This is a genomic window from Microbispora sp. NPDC046973 (assembly GCF_040644495.1).
Taxonomy (GTDB): Bacteria; Actinomycetota; Actinomycetes; order Streptosporangiales; family Streptosporangiaceae; genus Microbispora.
The window spans coordinates 251,351-265,903 of the sequence record NZ_JBEYWQ010000011.1 but is presented as its reverse complement, the minus strand read 5'-3'; the positions used below and the strand labels follow the sequence as shown (position 1 = coordinate 265,903).

General features: G+C 72.4%; 16 protein-coding genes. 12 read left to right on the top strand and 4 right to left on the bottom strand.

Annotation, left to right across the window (positions count from 1 at the left end; genetic code table 11):
* A partial coding sequence (locus tag ABZ860_RS22260) for a hypothetical protein (protein WP_357222984.1) occupies positions 1-210 on the top strand: 210 nt, incomplete at its 5' end.
* Between the two features lie 79 nt (positions 211-289).
* Here ABZ860_RS22260 and ABZ860_RS22255 read toward each other — a convergent pair.
* Entirely contained in the window at positions 290-610 is a 321-nt protein-coding gene (locus tag ABZ860_RS22255; protein WP_357222982.1) for a hypothetical protein, read from the bottom strand.
* Positions 611-780: 170 nt separating this feature from the next.
* Between ABZ860_RS22255 and ABZ860_RS22250 the strand changes: the two genes are divergently transcribed.
* The 4 genes from ABZ860_RS22250 to ABZ860_RS22235 all read left to right on the top strand — a co-directional run bounded on the left by ABZ860_RS22250 (position 781) and on the right by ABZ860_RS22235 (position 4,171).
* Entirely contained in the window at positions 781-1,065 is a 285-nt protein-coding gene (locus ABZ860_RS22250) for a hypothetical protein (protein WP_357222979.1), read from the top strand.
* Between the two features lie 109 nt (positions 1,066-1,174).
* Positions 1,175-1,645, top strand: coding sequence for a MarR family transcriptional regulator (locus ABZ860_RS22245; RefSeq protein ID WP_357222976.1), 471 nt, complete (start codon positions 1,175-1,177; stop codon positions 1,643-1,645).
* Between the two features lie 139 nt (positions 1,646-1,784).
* The gene (locus tag ABZ860_RS22240) at positions 1,785-2,618 is read left to right on the top strand and encodes an alpha/beta hydrolase (protein WP_357222973.1); all 834 of its coding nucleotides are present in this window, start codon (positions 1,785-1,787) and stop codon (positions 2,616-2,618) included.
* 131 nt (positions 2,619-2,749) lie between these two features.
* Complete coding sequence (locus ABZ860_RS22235) at positions 2,750-4,171, top strand: alkaline phosphatase PhoX (protein ID WP_357222970.1); 1,422 nt, start codon at positions 2,750-2,752, stop codon at positions 4,169-4,171.
* Between the two features lie 219 nt (positions 4,172-4,390).
* Here the strand turns inward: ABZ860_RS22235 and crcB (ABZ860_RS22230) are convergent, their stop codons facing one another.
* The 3 genes from crcB (ABZ860_RS22230) to crcB (ABZ860_RS22220) are packed head-to-tail and all read right to left on the bottom strand — an operon-like array spanning position 4,391 to position 5,639.
* Positions 4,391-4,762, bottom strand: a complete 372-nt coding sequence (gene crcB / locus ABZ860_RS22230) for a fluoride efflux transporter CrcB (protein WP_357222967.1) — start codon at positions 4,760-4,762, stop codon at positions 4,391-4,393.
* Positions 4,759-5,112, bottom strand: coding sequence for a DUF190 domain-containing protein (locus ABZ860_RS22225; protein ID WP_357222965.1), 354 nt, complete (start codon positions 5,110-5,112; stop codon positions 4,759-4,761). The genes crcB (ABZ860_RS22230) and ABZ860_RS22225 overlap by 4 nt, the downstream gene beginning before the upstream one ends.
* Positions 5,109-5,639, bottom strand: a complete 531-nt coding sequence (gene crcB, locus ABZ860_RS22220; protein ID WP_357222962.1) for a fluoride efflux transporter CrcB — start codon at positions 5,637-5,639, stop codon at positions 5,109-5,111. Before crcB (ABZ860_RS22220) ends, ABZ860_RS22225 begins: the two co-directional genes overlap by 4 nt.
* A 477-nt stretch (positions 5,640-6,116) precedes the next feature.
* On the opposite strand from crcB (ABZ860_RS22220), the gene ABZ860_RS22215 reads away from it, so the two are divergent.
* From ABZ860_RS22215 to ABZ860_RS22185, 7 genes are all read left to right on the top strand, one after another.
* Positions 6,117-7,268 carry a hypothetical protein gene (locus ABZ860_RS22215; RefSeq protein ID WP_357222959.1) on the top strand — a complete coding sequence of 384 codons (1,152 nt, stop codon included), beginning with the start codon at positions 6,117-6,119 and terminating at the stop codon, positions 7,266-7,268.
* A gap of 38 nt (positions 7,269-7,306) precedes the next feature.
* Positions 7,307-9,112 (top strand): BTAD domain-containing putative transcriptional regulator, encoded by a 1,806-nt coding sequence (locus ABZ860_RS22210; RefSeq protein ID WP_357222956.1) that lies wholly within the window; start codon positions 7,307-7,309, stop codon positions 9,110-9,112.
* Between the two features lie 218 nt (positions 9,113-9,330).
* Complete coding sequence (locus ABZ860_RS22205) at positions 9,331-9,543, top strand: aroma-sacti cluster domain-containing protein (RefSeq protein ID WP_357222953.1); 213 nt, start codon at positions 9,331-9,333, stop codon at positions 9,541-9,543.
* Complete coding sequence (locus ABZ860_RS22200) at positions 9,540-12,629, top strand: adenylate/guanylate cyclase domain-containing protein (RefSeq protein WP_357222951.1); 3,090 nt, start codon at positions 9,540-9,542, stop codon at positions 12,627-12,629. The genes ABZ860_RS22205 and ABZ860_RS22200 overlap by 4 nt, the downstream gene beginning before the upstream one ends.
* The gene (locus ABZ860_RS22195) at positions 12,626-13,543 is read left to right on the top strand and encodes a S8 family serine peptidase (protein WP_357222947.1); all 918 of its coding nucleotides are present in this window, start codon (positions 12,626-12,628) and stop codon (positions 13,541-13,543) included. Before ABZ860_RS22200 ends, ABZ860_RS22195 begins: the two co-directional genes overlap by 4 nt.
* Positions 13,530-14,153, top strand: a complete 624-nt coding sequence (locus ABZ860_RS22190) for a GAF domain-containing protein (RefSeq protein WP_357222944.1) — start codon at positions 13,530-13,532, stop codon at positions 14,151-14,153. The genes ABZ860_RS22195 and ABZ860_RS22190 overlap by 14 nt, the downstream gene beginning before the upstream one ends.
* A 111-nt stretch (positions 14,154-14,264) precedes the next feature.
* Complete coding sequence (locus ABZ860_RS22185; protein WP_357222941.1) at positions 14,265-14,549, top strand: DUF1540 domain-containing protein; 285 nt, start codon at positions 14,265-14,267, stop codon at positions 14,547-14,549.
* Positions 14,550-14,553 lie beyond the last annotated feature (4 nt).

Genomic DNA, 14,553 nt, shown 5'->3' with positions numbered 1-14,553 from the left:
GATCTGCGGGTGGCGGCCGACGCGATCCGGCTGTCGCGGCGCACGCTGCGCACGATCAAGGGCAACCTGTTCTGGGCGTTCGCCTACAACGTCGCGGCCCTGCCGCTGGCCGCCGCGGGACTGCTCAACCCCATGATCGCCGGAGCGGCGATGGCCTTCTCCAGCGTCTTCGTCGTCAGCAACAGCCTCAGGCTCCGCCGCTTCCGCTGAGTCACGCGCGGCCGGGTTGTCCACAGCCTGTGGACGACCCGGCCGCAGTCGTGTGTGGAGTGCCGTGCGGGGCGGGGCGTCACCGGCCCAGGCGGCGGCCGGTTTCCTCGGTCACCCGCGACAGGACCGCCGCGAGCTCCGGACGCTCCGTCAGGACCTCCTCGATCCGGGCGCGCCAGGCGCCGACCTCGGCGGACAACGCGTCCTCGCGAACGCCCTGCCCAGGCTGGGCCTCGTCGCGTCGAAGGCGCAGGCGGGTGCGGGTCAGGTCGAGTTCGTACGCCTGCCCGAGATGGCGTCCGAGCGTCTCACCGAGCCACCAGTAGGCGTCGCCCGTCGCAGCCGCGACGAACACCCTGGCGCTCTCCCACGCCACGCGCTCCCTGTGGATGACGGTCACGTCATCGACGGTACGTCCGGGCTTCACAGCGGGCAATGGCCGCTTCACCGCCGTTTCTCGCCGGGGTTTTGGTGCTTCGCCGGGAGCGCCCTGAGTTTGTCGCAACCTACGCACGGATACGAAGAGTAACGATCGAGCACGATTAGTTACAGCTGAGATGAGGAATCTTCATGCACCGCCCTATCCGTCTTCTGTCCCTGGCCGCCCTGACCTGTGCGGGCCTGCTCGCCACCGCACCCGCGTTCGCGGACTGTGGTTGTGGCACGCCGAAGGCCGCCAAGCCCGCGGCCGCCGCCGTGGACCTCGGCGCGAAGGTCGACGCGGGCCTCAACGTGGGCCTCGGCCTCGACGTCGCCCTCGACCTGAGCCTCGACCTCGGCCTGAACGCGCAGGCCGGCACCCGCCCGGGGACAATGAGCTGCGGCAAGCCCATGGTGCTGCGCCGGTGCCGCTGACGGGGCCGGCGTGACCCGGCGGGCGCCGGGTCACGCCACCCGAGAAAACCTCGTGCACGATTGGACCGTCCCCCATGCAGACGGCGGGCCAGGCTCCTAGAGTGGAAGGATGACCAGCACCACGAGCGAGGGGCTCCCCCGCGTCCTCGACGACAAGATGTGCTTCGCGCTCTACGCCGCCTCCCGCGCCGTCACCGGCCTCTATCGGCCGCTTCTCGACGACATGGGTCTCACGTACCCGCAGTTCCTGGTCCTGCTGGTCCTGTGGGACGGCCCCGAGGAGGGCGTCACGGTCAAGGAACTCGGCGCCGCGCTGCACCTCGACTACGGCACGATGACGCCGCTGCTCAAGCGGCTGGAGGCGAACGGCCTGCTGCGCCGGGAGCGCCGCGCCGACGACGAGCGCACCGTGCAGATCACGCTGACCGAGAAGGGCGCCGGGCTGCGGGAGCGCAGCGACGACATCTTCGCCTCGGTCGGCGACGCGATGGCGCTCGACCCCGAGGAGTTCACCCGCACGCTCGCCACGCTGCGCCGCCTGACCGCCAACGTCACCGCGTACGCGAACCGGCCGGCCTGAGGCACGGTCCTTCGCGCCTGGGGTTGAGACGTACCCGATTACCTTGCGCGCAATTTAATCGTGCCCTAGTCTCTGGGGCGTACGAGGAAACCGGTTGCAAAGGCCGGGGTCACGAACCGGAGATCAGAAGGAGCGGGTCATGGCGTACATCACCGTCGGCCAGGAGAACAGCACCGACATCAACCTGTACTACGAGGACCACGGTAGCGGACAGCCCATCGTGCTCATCCACGGCTATCCGCTGGACGGCCACTCGTGGGAGAAGCAGATCCCCACCCTGCTCGGCGCCGGCTATCGCGTCATCACCTACGACCGCCGCGGCTTCGGCCAGTCGAGCCAGCCCACCGTCGGCTACGACTACGACACCTTCGCCGCCGACCTGAACACGCTGCTGGAGACCCTCGACCTGCGTGACGTGATCCTCGTCGGCTTCTCCATGGGCACCGGCGAGGTCGGCCGTTACCTCGGCACGTACGGCTCGGCGCGGGTGGCCAAGGCCGCGTTCCTGGCCTCCCTCGAACCGTTCCTGCTCAAGACGGAGGACAACCCGGAGGGCGTCGACGGCAGCGTGTTCGAGGGCATCCTCGAGGCCGTCACCAAGGACCGCTACGCCTACTTCACCGACTTCTACAACGCCTTCTACAACACCGACGAGAACCTCGGCACCCGCCTGAGCGAGGAGGTCGTCCGGGCCAACTGGAACACCGCCGCCGGCGCCTCGTGGTTCGCCTCGTCCGCGGCCGTCCCCACCTGGACGACGGACTTCCGGGCCGACATCACCAAGATCGACGTGCCGACGCTCATCGTGCACGGCACCGCCGACCGCATCCTCCCCATCGACTCCACCGGCCGCCCGTTCCACCGGGCGCTTCCCCAGGCCGAGTACGTCGAGATCGAGGGCGCCCCGCACGGCCTGCTGTGGACCCACGCCCAGGAGGTCACCGACGCGCTCCTCGCCTTCCTGGCGAAGTGACGCGCGAGCGGCATATGCCGTCCTGAGATCGTTGTCGGGTGTTCACCCCCACGCCCGTTTCACGGAAGGAGAGGTTCAAGGCAGGGTAATGGGATCGCAGGGCCTGCCCTCAGCACCGAAAGGTACGTCCTGTGAGTTCCTCCCTCTCCCGCCGCGACCTCATGCGCTCGGCCGCCGCCGGCGGCCTCGGCATCGCCATCGCGGGCAGCATCGAGGCCATCGCCGGCCCCGCCGCCGCCCAGGCGGCCCAGGCCGGAGTCGGCAAGACGATCGGGTACGGCCCCGTCGTCGCCGACCCGGCCGGTCTGCTCGCCCTGCCCAAGGGCTTCTCCTACAAGGTGGTCGCTCAGGCCGGCAAGACGCTGCTGGAGTCGGGGGAGCCGACCCCCAGCGACGCCGACGGCACCGGCTGCTTCCGCGGCCGTGACGGCTGGGTGCTGGTGAACAACCACGAGATCGGCGGCGGCGAGCCCTACGGCGTGCCGGCCCTGCCGGGCCTGACCTACGACCCGGGCGCCAAGGGCGGCACCACGAACATCGAGGTCGACAGGGACGGCAACCGCATCCGCGAGTACGTCAGCGTGGCCGGCACGCACAACAACTGCGCGGGCGGCATCACGCCGTGGGACACCTGGCTGACCTGCGAGGAGACCGAGCAGCGGGCCGGCGGCGCCTTCCAGAAGGACCACGGGTACGTCTTCGAGGTCGACCCGTTCGACCGCGAGGCCAACAAGAACCCGGTGCCGCTGAAGTTCCTCGGCCGCTACTCCCACGAGGCCGTCGCGGTCAACCCGCGCAACTCCGAGATCTACCTGACCGAGGACGCGAGCGGCCCCAACGGCCTGTACTTCCGCTGGACCCCGCCCCAGGGCTTCCGCGGCCGCAAGGGCGCGCTGCGTGCGCTGGCCCTGGGCCCCGGCGGCGACACCGCGGGGAAGCTGCAGGCCATGCGGTGCCGCAAGGGCAACAGGCACATCGCCGACCTGTCCGAGGCGACCCAGCCGGGCACCCGCTACAAGGTCGAGTGGGTCGACGTGCCGGACCGGGACGCCAGGACGACCTCGGTGCGCAAGCAGTTCACCGACGACCAGATCACCCGTAGCCGCAAGCTGGAGGGCGCCTGGTGGGGCGACGGCGGCGCGTACTTCGTCGCCAGCTACGCCCGCCACGACGACGGCAGCGTCAACGAGCACGACGGACAGGTCTGGTTCTACGACCCCGAGTCGGAGACCGTCACGCTCAAGACGATCTTCGGCGTCAACCCCGACCCGGAGCAGGACACCGACTACGACGGGCCGGACAACATCACCGTCTCGCCGTACGGCGGCGTCATCCTCGCCGAGGACGGCGAGGGCCTGTCGCACCTGGTCGGCGTGACCGACAAGGGCGCGCCCTACCCGATGGCCCGCAACGAGCTCAACGACAGCGAGTTCACCGGCCCGACGTTCAGCGAGGACGGGCGCATCCTGTTCGCCAACATCCAGACCCCCGGCTACGTCTTCGCCATCACCGGTCCCTGGACCCAGAAGCACAACGGCCACGGGCACCACTGACCGCTGAACACCGAGCGAGCCCCCTCCGGCTCGCTCGGTGTTTCCCGCTTCGCTCATCGGGGCGCTCTTATCCGGCGTCTTCCCTCGTCACGTGCTCGCTCGTTCCTCGCTGCGCGCGTTCCTCAGTCCAGACACCGGCGCGCCCCTCCGGCTCGCTCGGTGTTTCCCGCTTCGCTCATCGGGGCGCTCGGTGTTGCCCGCTTCGCTCGCGGCGGCGCCTCAGGCGAGGAGGGCGGTCAGTGCGAATCCGGCGGCGGCGGCGACGACGCCGAGGACCAGGCTGCCGAGCGCGTTGAGCCCGGCCTCCAGGACCGAGCCCTCCTCCAGCAGCCGTACGGTCTCGAAGCCGAACGTGCTGAACGTCGTGAACGCGCCGCAGAAGCCGGTGCCGAGCAGGGTGACCGCCTGGGCGGGCAAGCCGAGGTGGTCATGGGCGCCGAGCAGCAGCCCGAGCACGAGCGACCCGGACAGGTTGACCGACAGCGTGCCCCAGGGGAACACGCTGTCGTGCAGGCGCTGCACCAGCCGGTCGGTGAGATAGCGGGCGGGAGCGCCGACGACTCCGCCGAGGAAGACGAGCAGCAGGATCACGGCTCCGCCCGTCCCGGCTCACGCCCCACATAGCGGTAGACCTCCACGGGATCGACGATCACCAGGCCCTCGGTCACCAGTTCGTCCAGTTCTGCCACGAACGCGCTGATCCTTTCCGGAACGTCCACGATGACGACGGCGACGGGCAGGTCCTCGCTCAGCGACAGCAGGCGGCTGGTGTGGATGCGCGAGGAGGCGCCGAAGCCCTCGATGCCCCGGAACACGCTCGCCCCCGCCAGGCCCATGGTGCGCGCCCGGTGCACGATCTCGGTGTACAGCGGCCGGTGGCGGTACTGGTCGCTCTCGCCGATCAGGATCGTCAATCGCTGCGCGGGTCCGTGCAGTCTCATTCGCCCCTCCTCGCGCGCCGCCGTACGGGGAGGCCCGCCAGCGTGCGGGCGAGGACGATGCCGCACCAGACCGCGACCAGTCCTGCGACCAGGCTGGCCGCGGCGTACACACCGGCCGTCGGCCACGCGCCGTGCGACCACCTGTCCACGATCTCCACGCTGAAGGTGGAGAACGTCGTGAATCCGCCGAGGAAGCCGACCGCGAGGAACGGACGGACGTAGCGGCGCGGCGGCCAGACGTCCAGCACGAAGACCATCAGAGCCCCGAGCGCGAAGCAGCCGGTGACGTTGGCGAGGAACGTTCCCCAGGGGAATCCGGTGGGCGGTGCGGGGAAGACCCGGCCGACCAGATACCTGCCCACGGCGCCGGCTCCGCCGCCGACGGCGATCACGGCGAGGACGTCCCAGGTCCGGCGGCGCGCCGGGGCCGCCGGGCGGCGGAACATGTCCCGTTCGTGGCGGAGGTCCACGTCGGGGTCGACCGGCAGATCCGCCTCTTCCCGATCGCCGCGTACGCGCCGGCTCACACCGTCCTCCTCACCTCGCCACCCGGTCTGTCGTTCGATTCGTCGCCCGGTCCGTCCGCAGGTCCGGACGACGGTCGCGAAGGGAGCGGATTCCGCACGAGTGCATCCCAGTTTAGGTGCAGTACCGAAACGGCCATACGGGCCGCCGTGGTCGTCGCGGGCAGGGCGATTCGCGATCAGCAGAGGCGTGCCCTTATTCAGGAATTGCTGATGGCCGCAAATTAGACGTCGGGACAGAACAGCAGACAGGGCTTCCGGCAGTCGCCACTTTCCGGACATACACCTATGGTGACCTGCTCAAATGCAACTCCCACATATCACGATAAATCTATCGATTAACCACATTCCGTTCTATTGACATCAAACCGGAGCCACCGTTGACTTGTGGGATATGGGCGTGATCACGAAAATGATGCCGGTGGAAGCCTCACCGGTGCGAGGTGACGGATTCGGACCGCGCACGACTGCGGTCACGCCTTGGTGAGCGCCACCGGCGTCCCGGGTCAGGCCGGTCCCGGCCGGTCGTGCGGCCCTCCCCTCACCGTCGACCTGCGCGGCTCGCCGGGCTCGGTGTCGTGGCGGCTCCCGGAGACCGGGCCGGCCGCGGACGCCGCACCCTGCGTCGTGCTGGCCGACCGCGCGGGCTGCGGCGAGTTCGCCGTCCTCCAGGACACCCTGCACCACCTCGGCGTGCCGAGCGTACGCGTCGACGCCGAGAGCGTGGCCACGCTGCGGCTGTCCGCCACGGTGACCGGCGGGGCCGGGCACGACCGCACCCGTTGCGTGCTCGACCTGGACGGCCGCCGCATCGCTCCGACCGTCGTCTGGGCGCGTCACTTCTCCCCCCGGGCCATGCCCGCGGCGGCGGACGCCGCACAGACCCTCCTGCGGGCCGAGTCCTGGCACGCGTTCGTCCGCCAGCTCTGCTCGCTCGCGCCGGCGCGCCTGCCCGGCGACCGTCCCGGCCGTCTGGAGCAGCTCGCCGGGGCCGCGGCCGCCGGCATCCGCGTCCCCCGGACGGTCGTCACCACCGCTCCGGCGGAGGCCGCCGCCGCGATGCCCGGCCGCAGGGTCGTGGTCAAGGTCGTCGGGGAGCACTTCGTCGAGACCTCTCCCGGGCTCCTGACCGGGGTGCTCCCCGAGGTCGCGGCACATGCGGAGGTCCTGCGCCGGCCCGCCCTCGACCATCCGGTCATCGTGCAGGAACACATCGAGCACGACGCCGAGCTGCGGGTCTACCACGTCGCCGGGGCCGTGCACGCGTACGCGGTCGGCAAGCGCGCCCCCGACTCGCCGTGGCGGGAGGAGGCCGAGGTCACGGTCACGCCGGTCACGGCCCCGCCCGCGGCGGCCGACGCCGTACGCAGGCTCGCGAGCCTGTGGGGGTTGACCTACGGCGCCTTCGACCTGCTGCTCAGCGCGGGCGAGGTGGTGTTCCTCGAGGTCAACACCGACGGCGACTGGCGCTGGTTCGAGGCGAAGGCCGGGGGACGCGCGGTCTCCACGGCCGTCGCGCTCGCGATCAGGACGCTCCACCTGGCGGCCCTGGAGAACGCCGGACCTCCGGATCCCCTCGAACTCGTCGACTTCCTCCTGCTGGGCACTCGGACACGCGGCTCCCGCCCGTGACCGAGGCCGCCGCGCAGGCCGCGACCAAGGAAAGCGCCATGGGTGACGTGAGCTCGCCGCGACTGCACTGCTCGATTCTCGGTTCGCTGGAGGTCCGCGTCGCGGGCCGCAGGGCCGTCATCGGCGCTCCGAAACAACGGCTCCTCCTGGCGATACTCCTGTGCCACGCGAACGCGGTCATCCCGTCGGACCAGCTGATCGACTCGTTGTGGGGCGAGACCCCGCCGCGTACGGCCCGCAAGAACCTCCAGGTCTACATGTCCGCGCTCCGCAAGATCGTGGGCGACCGGATCAGCTTCCAGGGCTGGGGCTACCGCATCAACGCCGATCGCGAGGAGCTCGACCTGCTGCGTTTCCTGGAACTGGGCAGGTCGGGGCGTGCCGCCGTCCGGAGCGGAGACCTCGCGACCGCCGCCGCGCTGTTGGGCGACGCCGTCGGCATGTGGCGCGAACGGCCGCTCGAGGAGTTCTGCCACGTCCCGCATGTGGCCGCCGAGGTGGGCCGCTTCACCGAGCTCTTCCTGTCGATCTACGAGGACTGGGTCGAGCTGGAGATCGAGCTGGGCCGCTGCGTCGAGGCCCTGGGCTCCCTCGACGTCGTCGCCGCGCGGTTCCCCGCCCGCGAGCGCGTGGCCGCGGCCAGGATGACCGCGCTGTCGCGGTGCGGGCGGGCCGCCGAGGCCCTGGCCCACTTCGAGGGCCTGCGCCGGCACCTCGCCGCCGAGATGGGCATCGATCCCAGCCCGATGATCAGGCAGCTCTACCAGGCCATCCTCCGCGGTGACGGATCCCCGCCCGCGCGTCTCCCCGGCCTGGCCGGCGCCGCCCGCCCCCGGTCCGTACGCGCCCTGGCGAACCGGCTGCCCCGCGACATCGACGACTTCGTGGGCCGGGAGACGGAGGTGCGGCGCATCCTGGACGAGCCCGCGGCCGTCACGGTGATCGCGGGCGGGCTCGGCGCCGGCAAGACCGCCCTCGCCGTGCACGTCGCGCACATGCTGGCCCCCCGCTATCCGGACGGCGCCGTGGTCATCCCGCTGCGGCGCCACGGCGTGCCCAGCCCGGCCGCGGACGTCCAGCGGGAGATCCTGGAGGGCGTCGGGCTGGAGGTCGCCGGCGTGCGCGAGGACGACGTGCTGGCCTCCGTCTGGCGGTCGTGGCTCGCCGACCGGAAGATCCTGCTGGTCCTGGACGACTCGCCGGACGAGTCGACCGTCCGCATGCTGCTTCCCGGCACCACGTCGAGCAGGGTCCTGGTGACGAGCCGGAGCAGGCTCAGCGGGCTGGAGTCGGTGGCCAGGATCGATCTCGAAGACCTGTCCACAAGGGAGGGAGTCGAGTTCCTGGGCCGGTTGATCGGCCGCGACCGGGTGGCCGGGGATCTGCCCGCCGCCCTGGGGATATTCCGCAGGTGCGGGCTGTCGCCCCTGGTCCTGCGCCTGCTCGGGGGCCGCCTCGCCGGGCTGCGGCACCTGCCGCTCGGCCTGCTGGCCGAACGGCTGGAACGGATCGAGAACGTGCTGGACGAGTTCGTCGCGGGGGACGTGTCGCTGCGCCGGCGGTTCGAGGAGTCCTACGCCCACCCGTCGTGGCCGCACCGCGCCGCGTTCCTCGCCCTGGGCGCGCTCGACGGCCCGGTCTTCGGGCACGAGGAGCTCGTCGCGGCGCTGGACGGCACCGAGGGGCCGGGCGAACGGGTCATCGAGTCCCTGCTGGAGGCCGGTGTCCTGTCGATCCCGCAGGTAGAGACCGACGCCGAGGTAATCGCCCACTCCTTGTCGTACGCGATGTCGCCGCTCGCCCACCGGTTCGCGGCCGAGCTTCGCGGAGACCGGAACCGCTGAGGGCGCGGCCGGGCCGAACAGGAGCCGGCCCGGAAGAGCCATGGCCGCCGCGACGGTAGGGACGCGGTATGGAGCCGGTATAGGCGGCGGGACCAGGCCTGATCGGGCCCAGTATGGCGTGGGCATGGCGTCGCCATACTGGCCCTGAACCCTCCGTCCTTACCGTTGGCGGCGTACCACTGTGGCCGACAGGCCCCCGCACGACCAGGAGGTGGCCGATGAACAGCCGCGAGGTTCAGGGCGGGCAGGCGCCGTTCGACCCGTTGACGGCCCTGCGCGAGGCGGGCCACCCGGTGGACCTGCTCAACGAGCGGCAGCGGCAGGTGTTCGCCGAGCTGAGCAGGCCGGAGGTCGAGCTGCTCAACTCGATCAAGATCCGCCTGGACGCGGCGGCCGGCGAGGTCGAGGGACAGGAGCTCAAACTCGTATGAGCGCCGGGGCGGCCCGCCCTGCGCGCCGGAACGTCGTCGTCGTCTTCATCGACCTGGTCGGCTCGACGGAGCTCGCAGAACGGCTCGATCCCGAGCTCCTCCGGGACGTCCTCGACCGCTACTACCAGGCGTGCACCTCCGGCATCAAGGAGCACGGCGGCGTGGTGGAGAAGTACATCGGGGATGCGATCATGGCCGCCTTCGGCATCCCCACCGGCCGCGAGGACGACGCGCTCCGGGCGGTCCGCGCCGCGCACGCCGCGCTGCAGCGGGTGCGCGAGCTGAGCGAAGAGCTGGCCCCGACGCACGGCATCCGGCTCGACGTGCACTGCGGCGTGAGCGCCGGGGAGGCGGTGGTCATCGCCACTCCGGGAGCCGACCTGCGCGTCATCGGCGACACCGTCAACACGGCCGCCCGCCTGCAGTCGGCCGCGGGCGTCGGCGAGATCCTCGTCGGAGACGAGGTCGCGCGCATGGTCCGCGCTCAGGCGCGGCTCGAACCCGTGCCGCCGCTCACGTTGAAGGGCAAGAGCAACCCCGTGCGGGCCTGGCGGGTGACCTCGCTGGAGCCGGACACCGGCCACGACGACGACCAGATCCCGCTCATCGGCCGCGCCGAGGAGATCGGGCGGCTCCGGACGGCGTACCGCGAGGCGGTGCGGGACCGCCGGAGCCGGGTGGTGACCGTGCTCGGCGTACCGGGCATCGGCAAGTCCCGGCTCGTACGCGACTTCGTCCACGAGCTGCCCGCCGAGGCCACCGTGATCACCGGCAGGTGCCGCTCGTACGGCGCGGGGATCACCTATCGCCCCATCGTGGAGATGGTCGAGTCCCTCGGCGACGACTGGCGGGACATCCAGCCGGCACTGGAGGCGTCGAGCCGCTCCACCCTGCGGGGCCTGGCGACCGCCGACGCCTCGCGCGCGCCGCGCACCGGCGAGGACGCGGGCGTCGAGGAGATCTCACGGGCGGTGCGCGCGCTGTTCGAGGCGCTGGCCCGGCGCGGCCCGCTGGTGGCGGTCTGGGAGGACCTGCACTGGGCCGAGCCGACCCTGCTCGGCCTGATCGACGACCTCGCGGCGTGGCTCGCCGACGTGCCCGTCCTGGTCGTACGGGTGGCCAGGCCCGAGCTGCTGGAGGCCCGGCCCGCCTGGGGGGACGACGCGGCGCGCGCCGTCGCGTTCGAGCTGGGGGCGCTCGACGCGGCGCAGATGGAACGGCTGGTCGCCGAGCTGGCCGCACACCGGCTGCCGGAGGCCGAGGTGGCCGCCCACGACATGGCCGGCCCGGCCCTGTGCCGGCGGGTCGCGCGGAGCTCCGACGGCAACCCGCTGTTCGCCGAGCTGCTGCTGGAGACACTGGCCGAGGAGGGGGAGGACGCCCCGCTGCCGCCCACCATCCAGGCGTTGCTCGGCGCGCGCCTGGACCTGCTCGACGAGGGGGAGCGCGACGTGCTCGAGCGCGCCGCGACGATCGGCCACGTCTTCACCCGCGACCAGCTCGGCGTGCTCTGCGCGGCCGAGCCGCAGGCCCGGCTCGACGTCGACGAGCTGCTCGGACGCCTCATCCGCACGCGCATGGTCCGGCGCGGGGAGGCGCCGGGGTCGTTCCGCTTCACCCAGACGCTGACCCGGGACACGGTCTACGCCATGACCCGCAAGGACCTGCGGGCCACCTGGCATCTGGCCCTCGCCGACCGGATCGCCGTCCGGGCCGGCGTCGCCCCGGCGTCCCGCGCCGCCCTCTCGGCCCGTGCCGGAGAGGAGAGCTCGCACGGCGACCTGGCCCATCACCTGGAGACCGCCTGCCTGTTCAAGCGCGAGGTGCGGCCGGACGACCCGCTGCTGCCCGCGCTCACCGAGCGGGCCGCCCGTGCCCTGGTGGGCGAGGGCACCCAGGCGCTGCACCGCAAGGACCTGCCCGCCGCCATCGCCCTGCTGGAGCGGGGACGCGACCTGCTGCCGGCCGGCCACGCCGAGCACCGGGTGCTGGCGGTGCGCATCTGCGACGCCGGGCTGGCCCGCGGCGAGTCCGACCGGCCGTACGCCGCGCTGGACGTGGCCGAGCGGATGCTGCCGGACGACCGGCGGGGCCGGCTCACCTGCGCCATCCAGCGCGAGACGCTGGCGGTGCGCTTCGGCACCCGGCCCGCGTCGGCCGAGCCGTTCCGCGAACTGCTGGCGGCCGACCCCGGCGACGACCTCGGCTGGTGCCGCTTCCACCATCTGGAGGCGCTGGTGCGGATCGGCGAGGGCCGGTTCGGCGCGGCCGAGGCGGCGCTGCGCGACGCCCTGGCCCGGGCCCGCTCCCTCGGCGACAGATATGAGGAGAACCGCCTGCTCAGCGGGCTCTGCGAGCTGGCGCAGTGGTCCCCCACGCCGCTGTCGGAGGGGCTGAGCCTGTGCGTCGGGGTTTCGGCCAGGTTCCGCGCCGACCGGGCGATACTCCTGCCCGTCCTGGTCACCGAGGCGCGGCTGCTCGCGCTGGCCGGTTACGTCACCGCCGCCAGGGCCGTCCTCGACAGAGCCGAGCGGCACGCCGGCGACCTCCATCTCGGCCTCGCGGCGACCGCGGTCCTCCAGGTGCGCGGACTGGTGGAGTCGCTCGTCGACCGGCACGCCGAGGCGGAGGCGCTGTTCCGCAGGGCGGCGGCGGACCTCCACCGGGCGGGCCAGTCCGCGCCGGCCAGGACGCTGGAGCTCTACGCCGCCCGCGAGCTGCTCCGGCAGGGGCGTCACCCCGAGGCCGCGCGGGAGCTGGACCGGCTGCGGGATGCGGGCGGACGGCTGCAGGCCCGCGGCGAGCTGACCCTTCTCGCGCTGAGCGCCCGGGTCTCGGCCCTCGACGGCGACCACGGCGCGGCCGGCGCCCTCGCCGCCCGGGCGGAGGAGCTGCTGGCCGGCACCGACGACCCCTGCCTGCGCGGGGACGTGCTGGCCGACCTGGCGGAGGTGCACCGCTCGGCCGGGCGCCCCGGCGCGGCGGACCGGGCCGCCGCCCGCGCGCTGCGCGACTACGCGGCCAAGGGAGCGGAGCTGCCCGCCCGGCGCGTACGCCGGTGGATCGAGGAGGAGAGGCGACCGTGACGCAGCCCCCATGGCGCCGGGAGCGGCGCGAGCACTTCCCCGGCGTGCCTGCCTGGAGCCTGGCGACCTCCCGGCTGGCCCCGGAGGAGTTCGGCGTGAGCCGCCTGGAGGACGTCACCAGGGAGTGGGCCTGGGGTGGAGACGGCGCGAGTGGAGACGGCGGCGCGGACGGCGACGGAGCGGGCCGCGCCGACGGGGCGGGCGTGCGCGTCTGCGTGCTCGACACCGGCGTGGACGCCGGTCACCCGCGGGTCGGCGGCCTGGAGCGTTCGCTGGTGGTCGCCGACGGCGAGGACCTGACGGTCGTCGACTGCGACCCGGTGGACCCGGTGGGGCACGGGACCGCGTGCGCCGGTGTGATCCGCTCGATCGCCCCGGCCGTCTCGCTGACCTCGGTGCGGGTGCTGACCGACGGGCGCTCCGGCAGCGGCGCCGCCCTCCTGGCCGGGCTGCGCTGGGCCGTCGAGGAGGGGTTCGACCTCGTCAACCTCAGTCTGTCGACCACCAGAAGCCAGTATCTGCCCGCGCTGCACGAGCTGGCCGACCGCGCGTACTTCCGGCGCTGCCTGCTGGTGGCCTCGGCCCACAACATGCCCGTGGTCAGCTTCCCCTGGACCTTCTCCTCGGTCATCTCGGTGGCCAGTCATGACGAACCCGACCCGATGACCTACTACTACAACCCCGCGCCGCCGGCCGAGTTCCTCGCCCGGGGCGTCCGGGTCCCCGTGGCCTGGCGCCGCGGCAGGGAGATCCGCAGCACCGGGAACAGCTTCGCCGCGCCGCACATCACCGGGATCTGCGCGCTCATCCTGAGCAGGCACCGGTGGATGACCCCCTTCCAGCTCAAGTCCGTGCTCTACCTGGCCGCCAGCAACGTCGTCGCATCCAAGGGAGGCGCGCATGTCCGTGCATGAACGGCGCTCCGACAGCGAAATCACCGAGCGCAAGCTGCTGCAGTCCACCGTCGAGGTCGCCCGGCACGTCTTCGCCTCGGCCGCGGCGTCGGTCTTCCTGGTGGACCAGGGGACCGGCGAGCTGGTCTTCGAGGCCGTGTCGGGCGAGGGGGAGCAGCACCTGGTCGGGACGCGCTTCCCGGCCGGCACGGGCATCGCGGGCTGGGTCGCGGCGAGCGGCCAGCCGATGATCGCCGACGAGGTGGCCGCGGTGCCGCAGTTCGCCCACGACGCCGCGGAGTCCACCGGGTATGTCCCCCGCAGCATCATGGCGGCGCCGGTCATCCGGCAGGAGAGCTGCATCGGTGTGCTGGAGGTGCTCGACAGGTCCGCCACCTGGCGCGGGGATCTCGCCGACGTGGACCTTCTCGCGCTGCTCGCCGCCCAGGCCGCGTACGGGCTGGAGCTTCTGCTGCGGCTGCGGCGGGCCGAGGCGGCGCTCCCCGCGCCCGGCGGCGACGACGTCCACGTGCTGCTGCAGCGGATCTCCGACCGGGTGCCGCGAGGCGGCGGGGCCGCCGACCCGACCGCCCTGAAGCTCCTCGCCGTGGCCGAGGAGCTGCTGCACTGACCCTTCTGTCGTGGCTTGGCCGAGTCTGGGACCGCGGCGGGGATTGCCGACCTGCTCGCCGACGGTATGAGCCAGGACGAAAGCCGCGACCGTCAGGGGGGACAGCCGCTCATGGAAATGCCTGTCGTGAACCGTTGCGAGGCCACCTCGTGCGCCTACAACCGTGACCGCACGTGCCACGCCACCGCGATCACGGTCGGAGACGCGTCACACGCGCACTGCGACACGTTCTTCACCGCGCCCGCGCAGGGGGGCGACCAGGCGACCGTGGGCCGGGTGGGCGCCTGCAAGATGTCCGACTGCCGGCACAACGTGGCGCTGGAATGCCAGGCGCCCGGCATCGACATCGGCTACTCCCAGGACGAGGCCGACTGCCTCACCTACGCCCCGGCGTAGGCCG

What these genes read in the sequence shown, in the direction of transcription:
- ABZ860_RS22205 (WP_357222953.1), top strand. Translation starts at nt 9,331, where the DNA reads ATGAACAGCCGCGAGGTTCAGGGCGGGCAGGCGCCGTTCGACCCGTTG.
- ABZ860_RS22225 (WP_357222965.1), bottom strand. Translation starts at nt 5,112, where the DNA reads ATGAGACTGCACGGACCCGCGCAGCGATTGACGATCCTGATCGGCGAG.
- ABZ860_RS22240 (WP_357222973.1), top strand. Translation starts at nt 1,785, where the DNA reads ATGGCGTACATCACCGTCGGCCAGGAGAACAGCACCGACATCAACCTG.
- ABZ860_RS22190 (WP_357222944.1), top strand. Translation starts at nt 13,530, where the DNA reads ATGTCCGTGCATGAACGGCGCTCCGACAGCGAAATCACCGAGCGCAAG.
- ABZ860_RS22250 (WP_357222979.1), top strand. Translation starts at nt 781, where the DNA reads ATGCACCGCCCTATCCGTCTTCTGTCCCTGGCCGCCCTGACCTGTGCG.
- ABZ860_RS22185 (WP_357222941.1), top strand. Translation starts at nt 14,265, where the DNA reads ATGGAAATGCCTGTCGTGAACCGTTGCGAGGCCACCTCGTGCGCCTAC.
- ABZ860_RS22200 (WP_357222951.1), top strand. Translation starts at nt 9,540, where the DNA reads ATGAGCGCCGGGGCGGCCCGCCCTGCGCGCCGGAACGTCGTCGTCGTC.
- ABZ860_RS22210 (WP_357222956.1), top strand. Translation starts at nt 7,307, where the DNA reads ATGGGTGACGTGAGCTCGCCGCGACTGCACTGCTCGATTCTCGGTTCG.
- ABZ860_RS22245 (WP_357222976.1), top strand. Translation starts at nt 1,175, where the DNA reads ATGACCAGCACCACGAGCGAGGGGCTCCCCCGCGTCCTCGACGACAAG.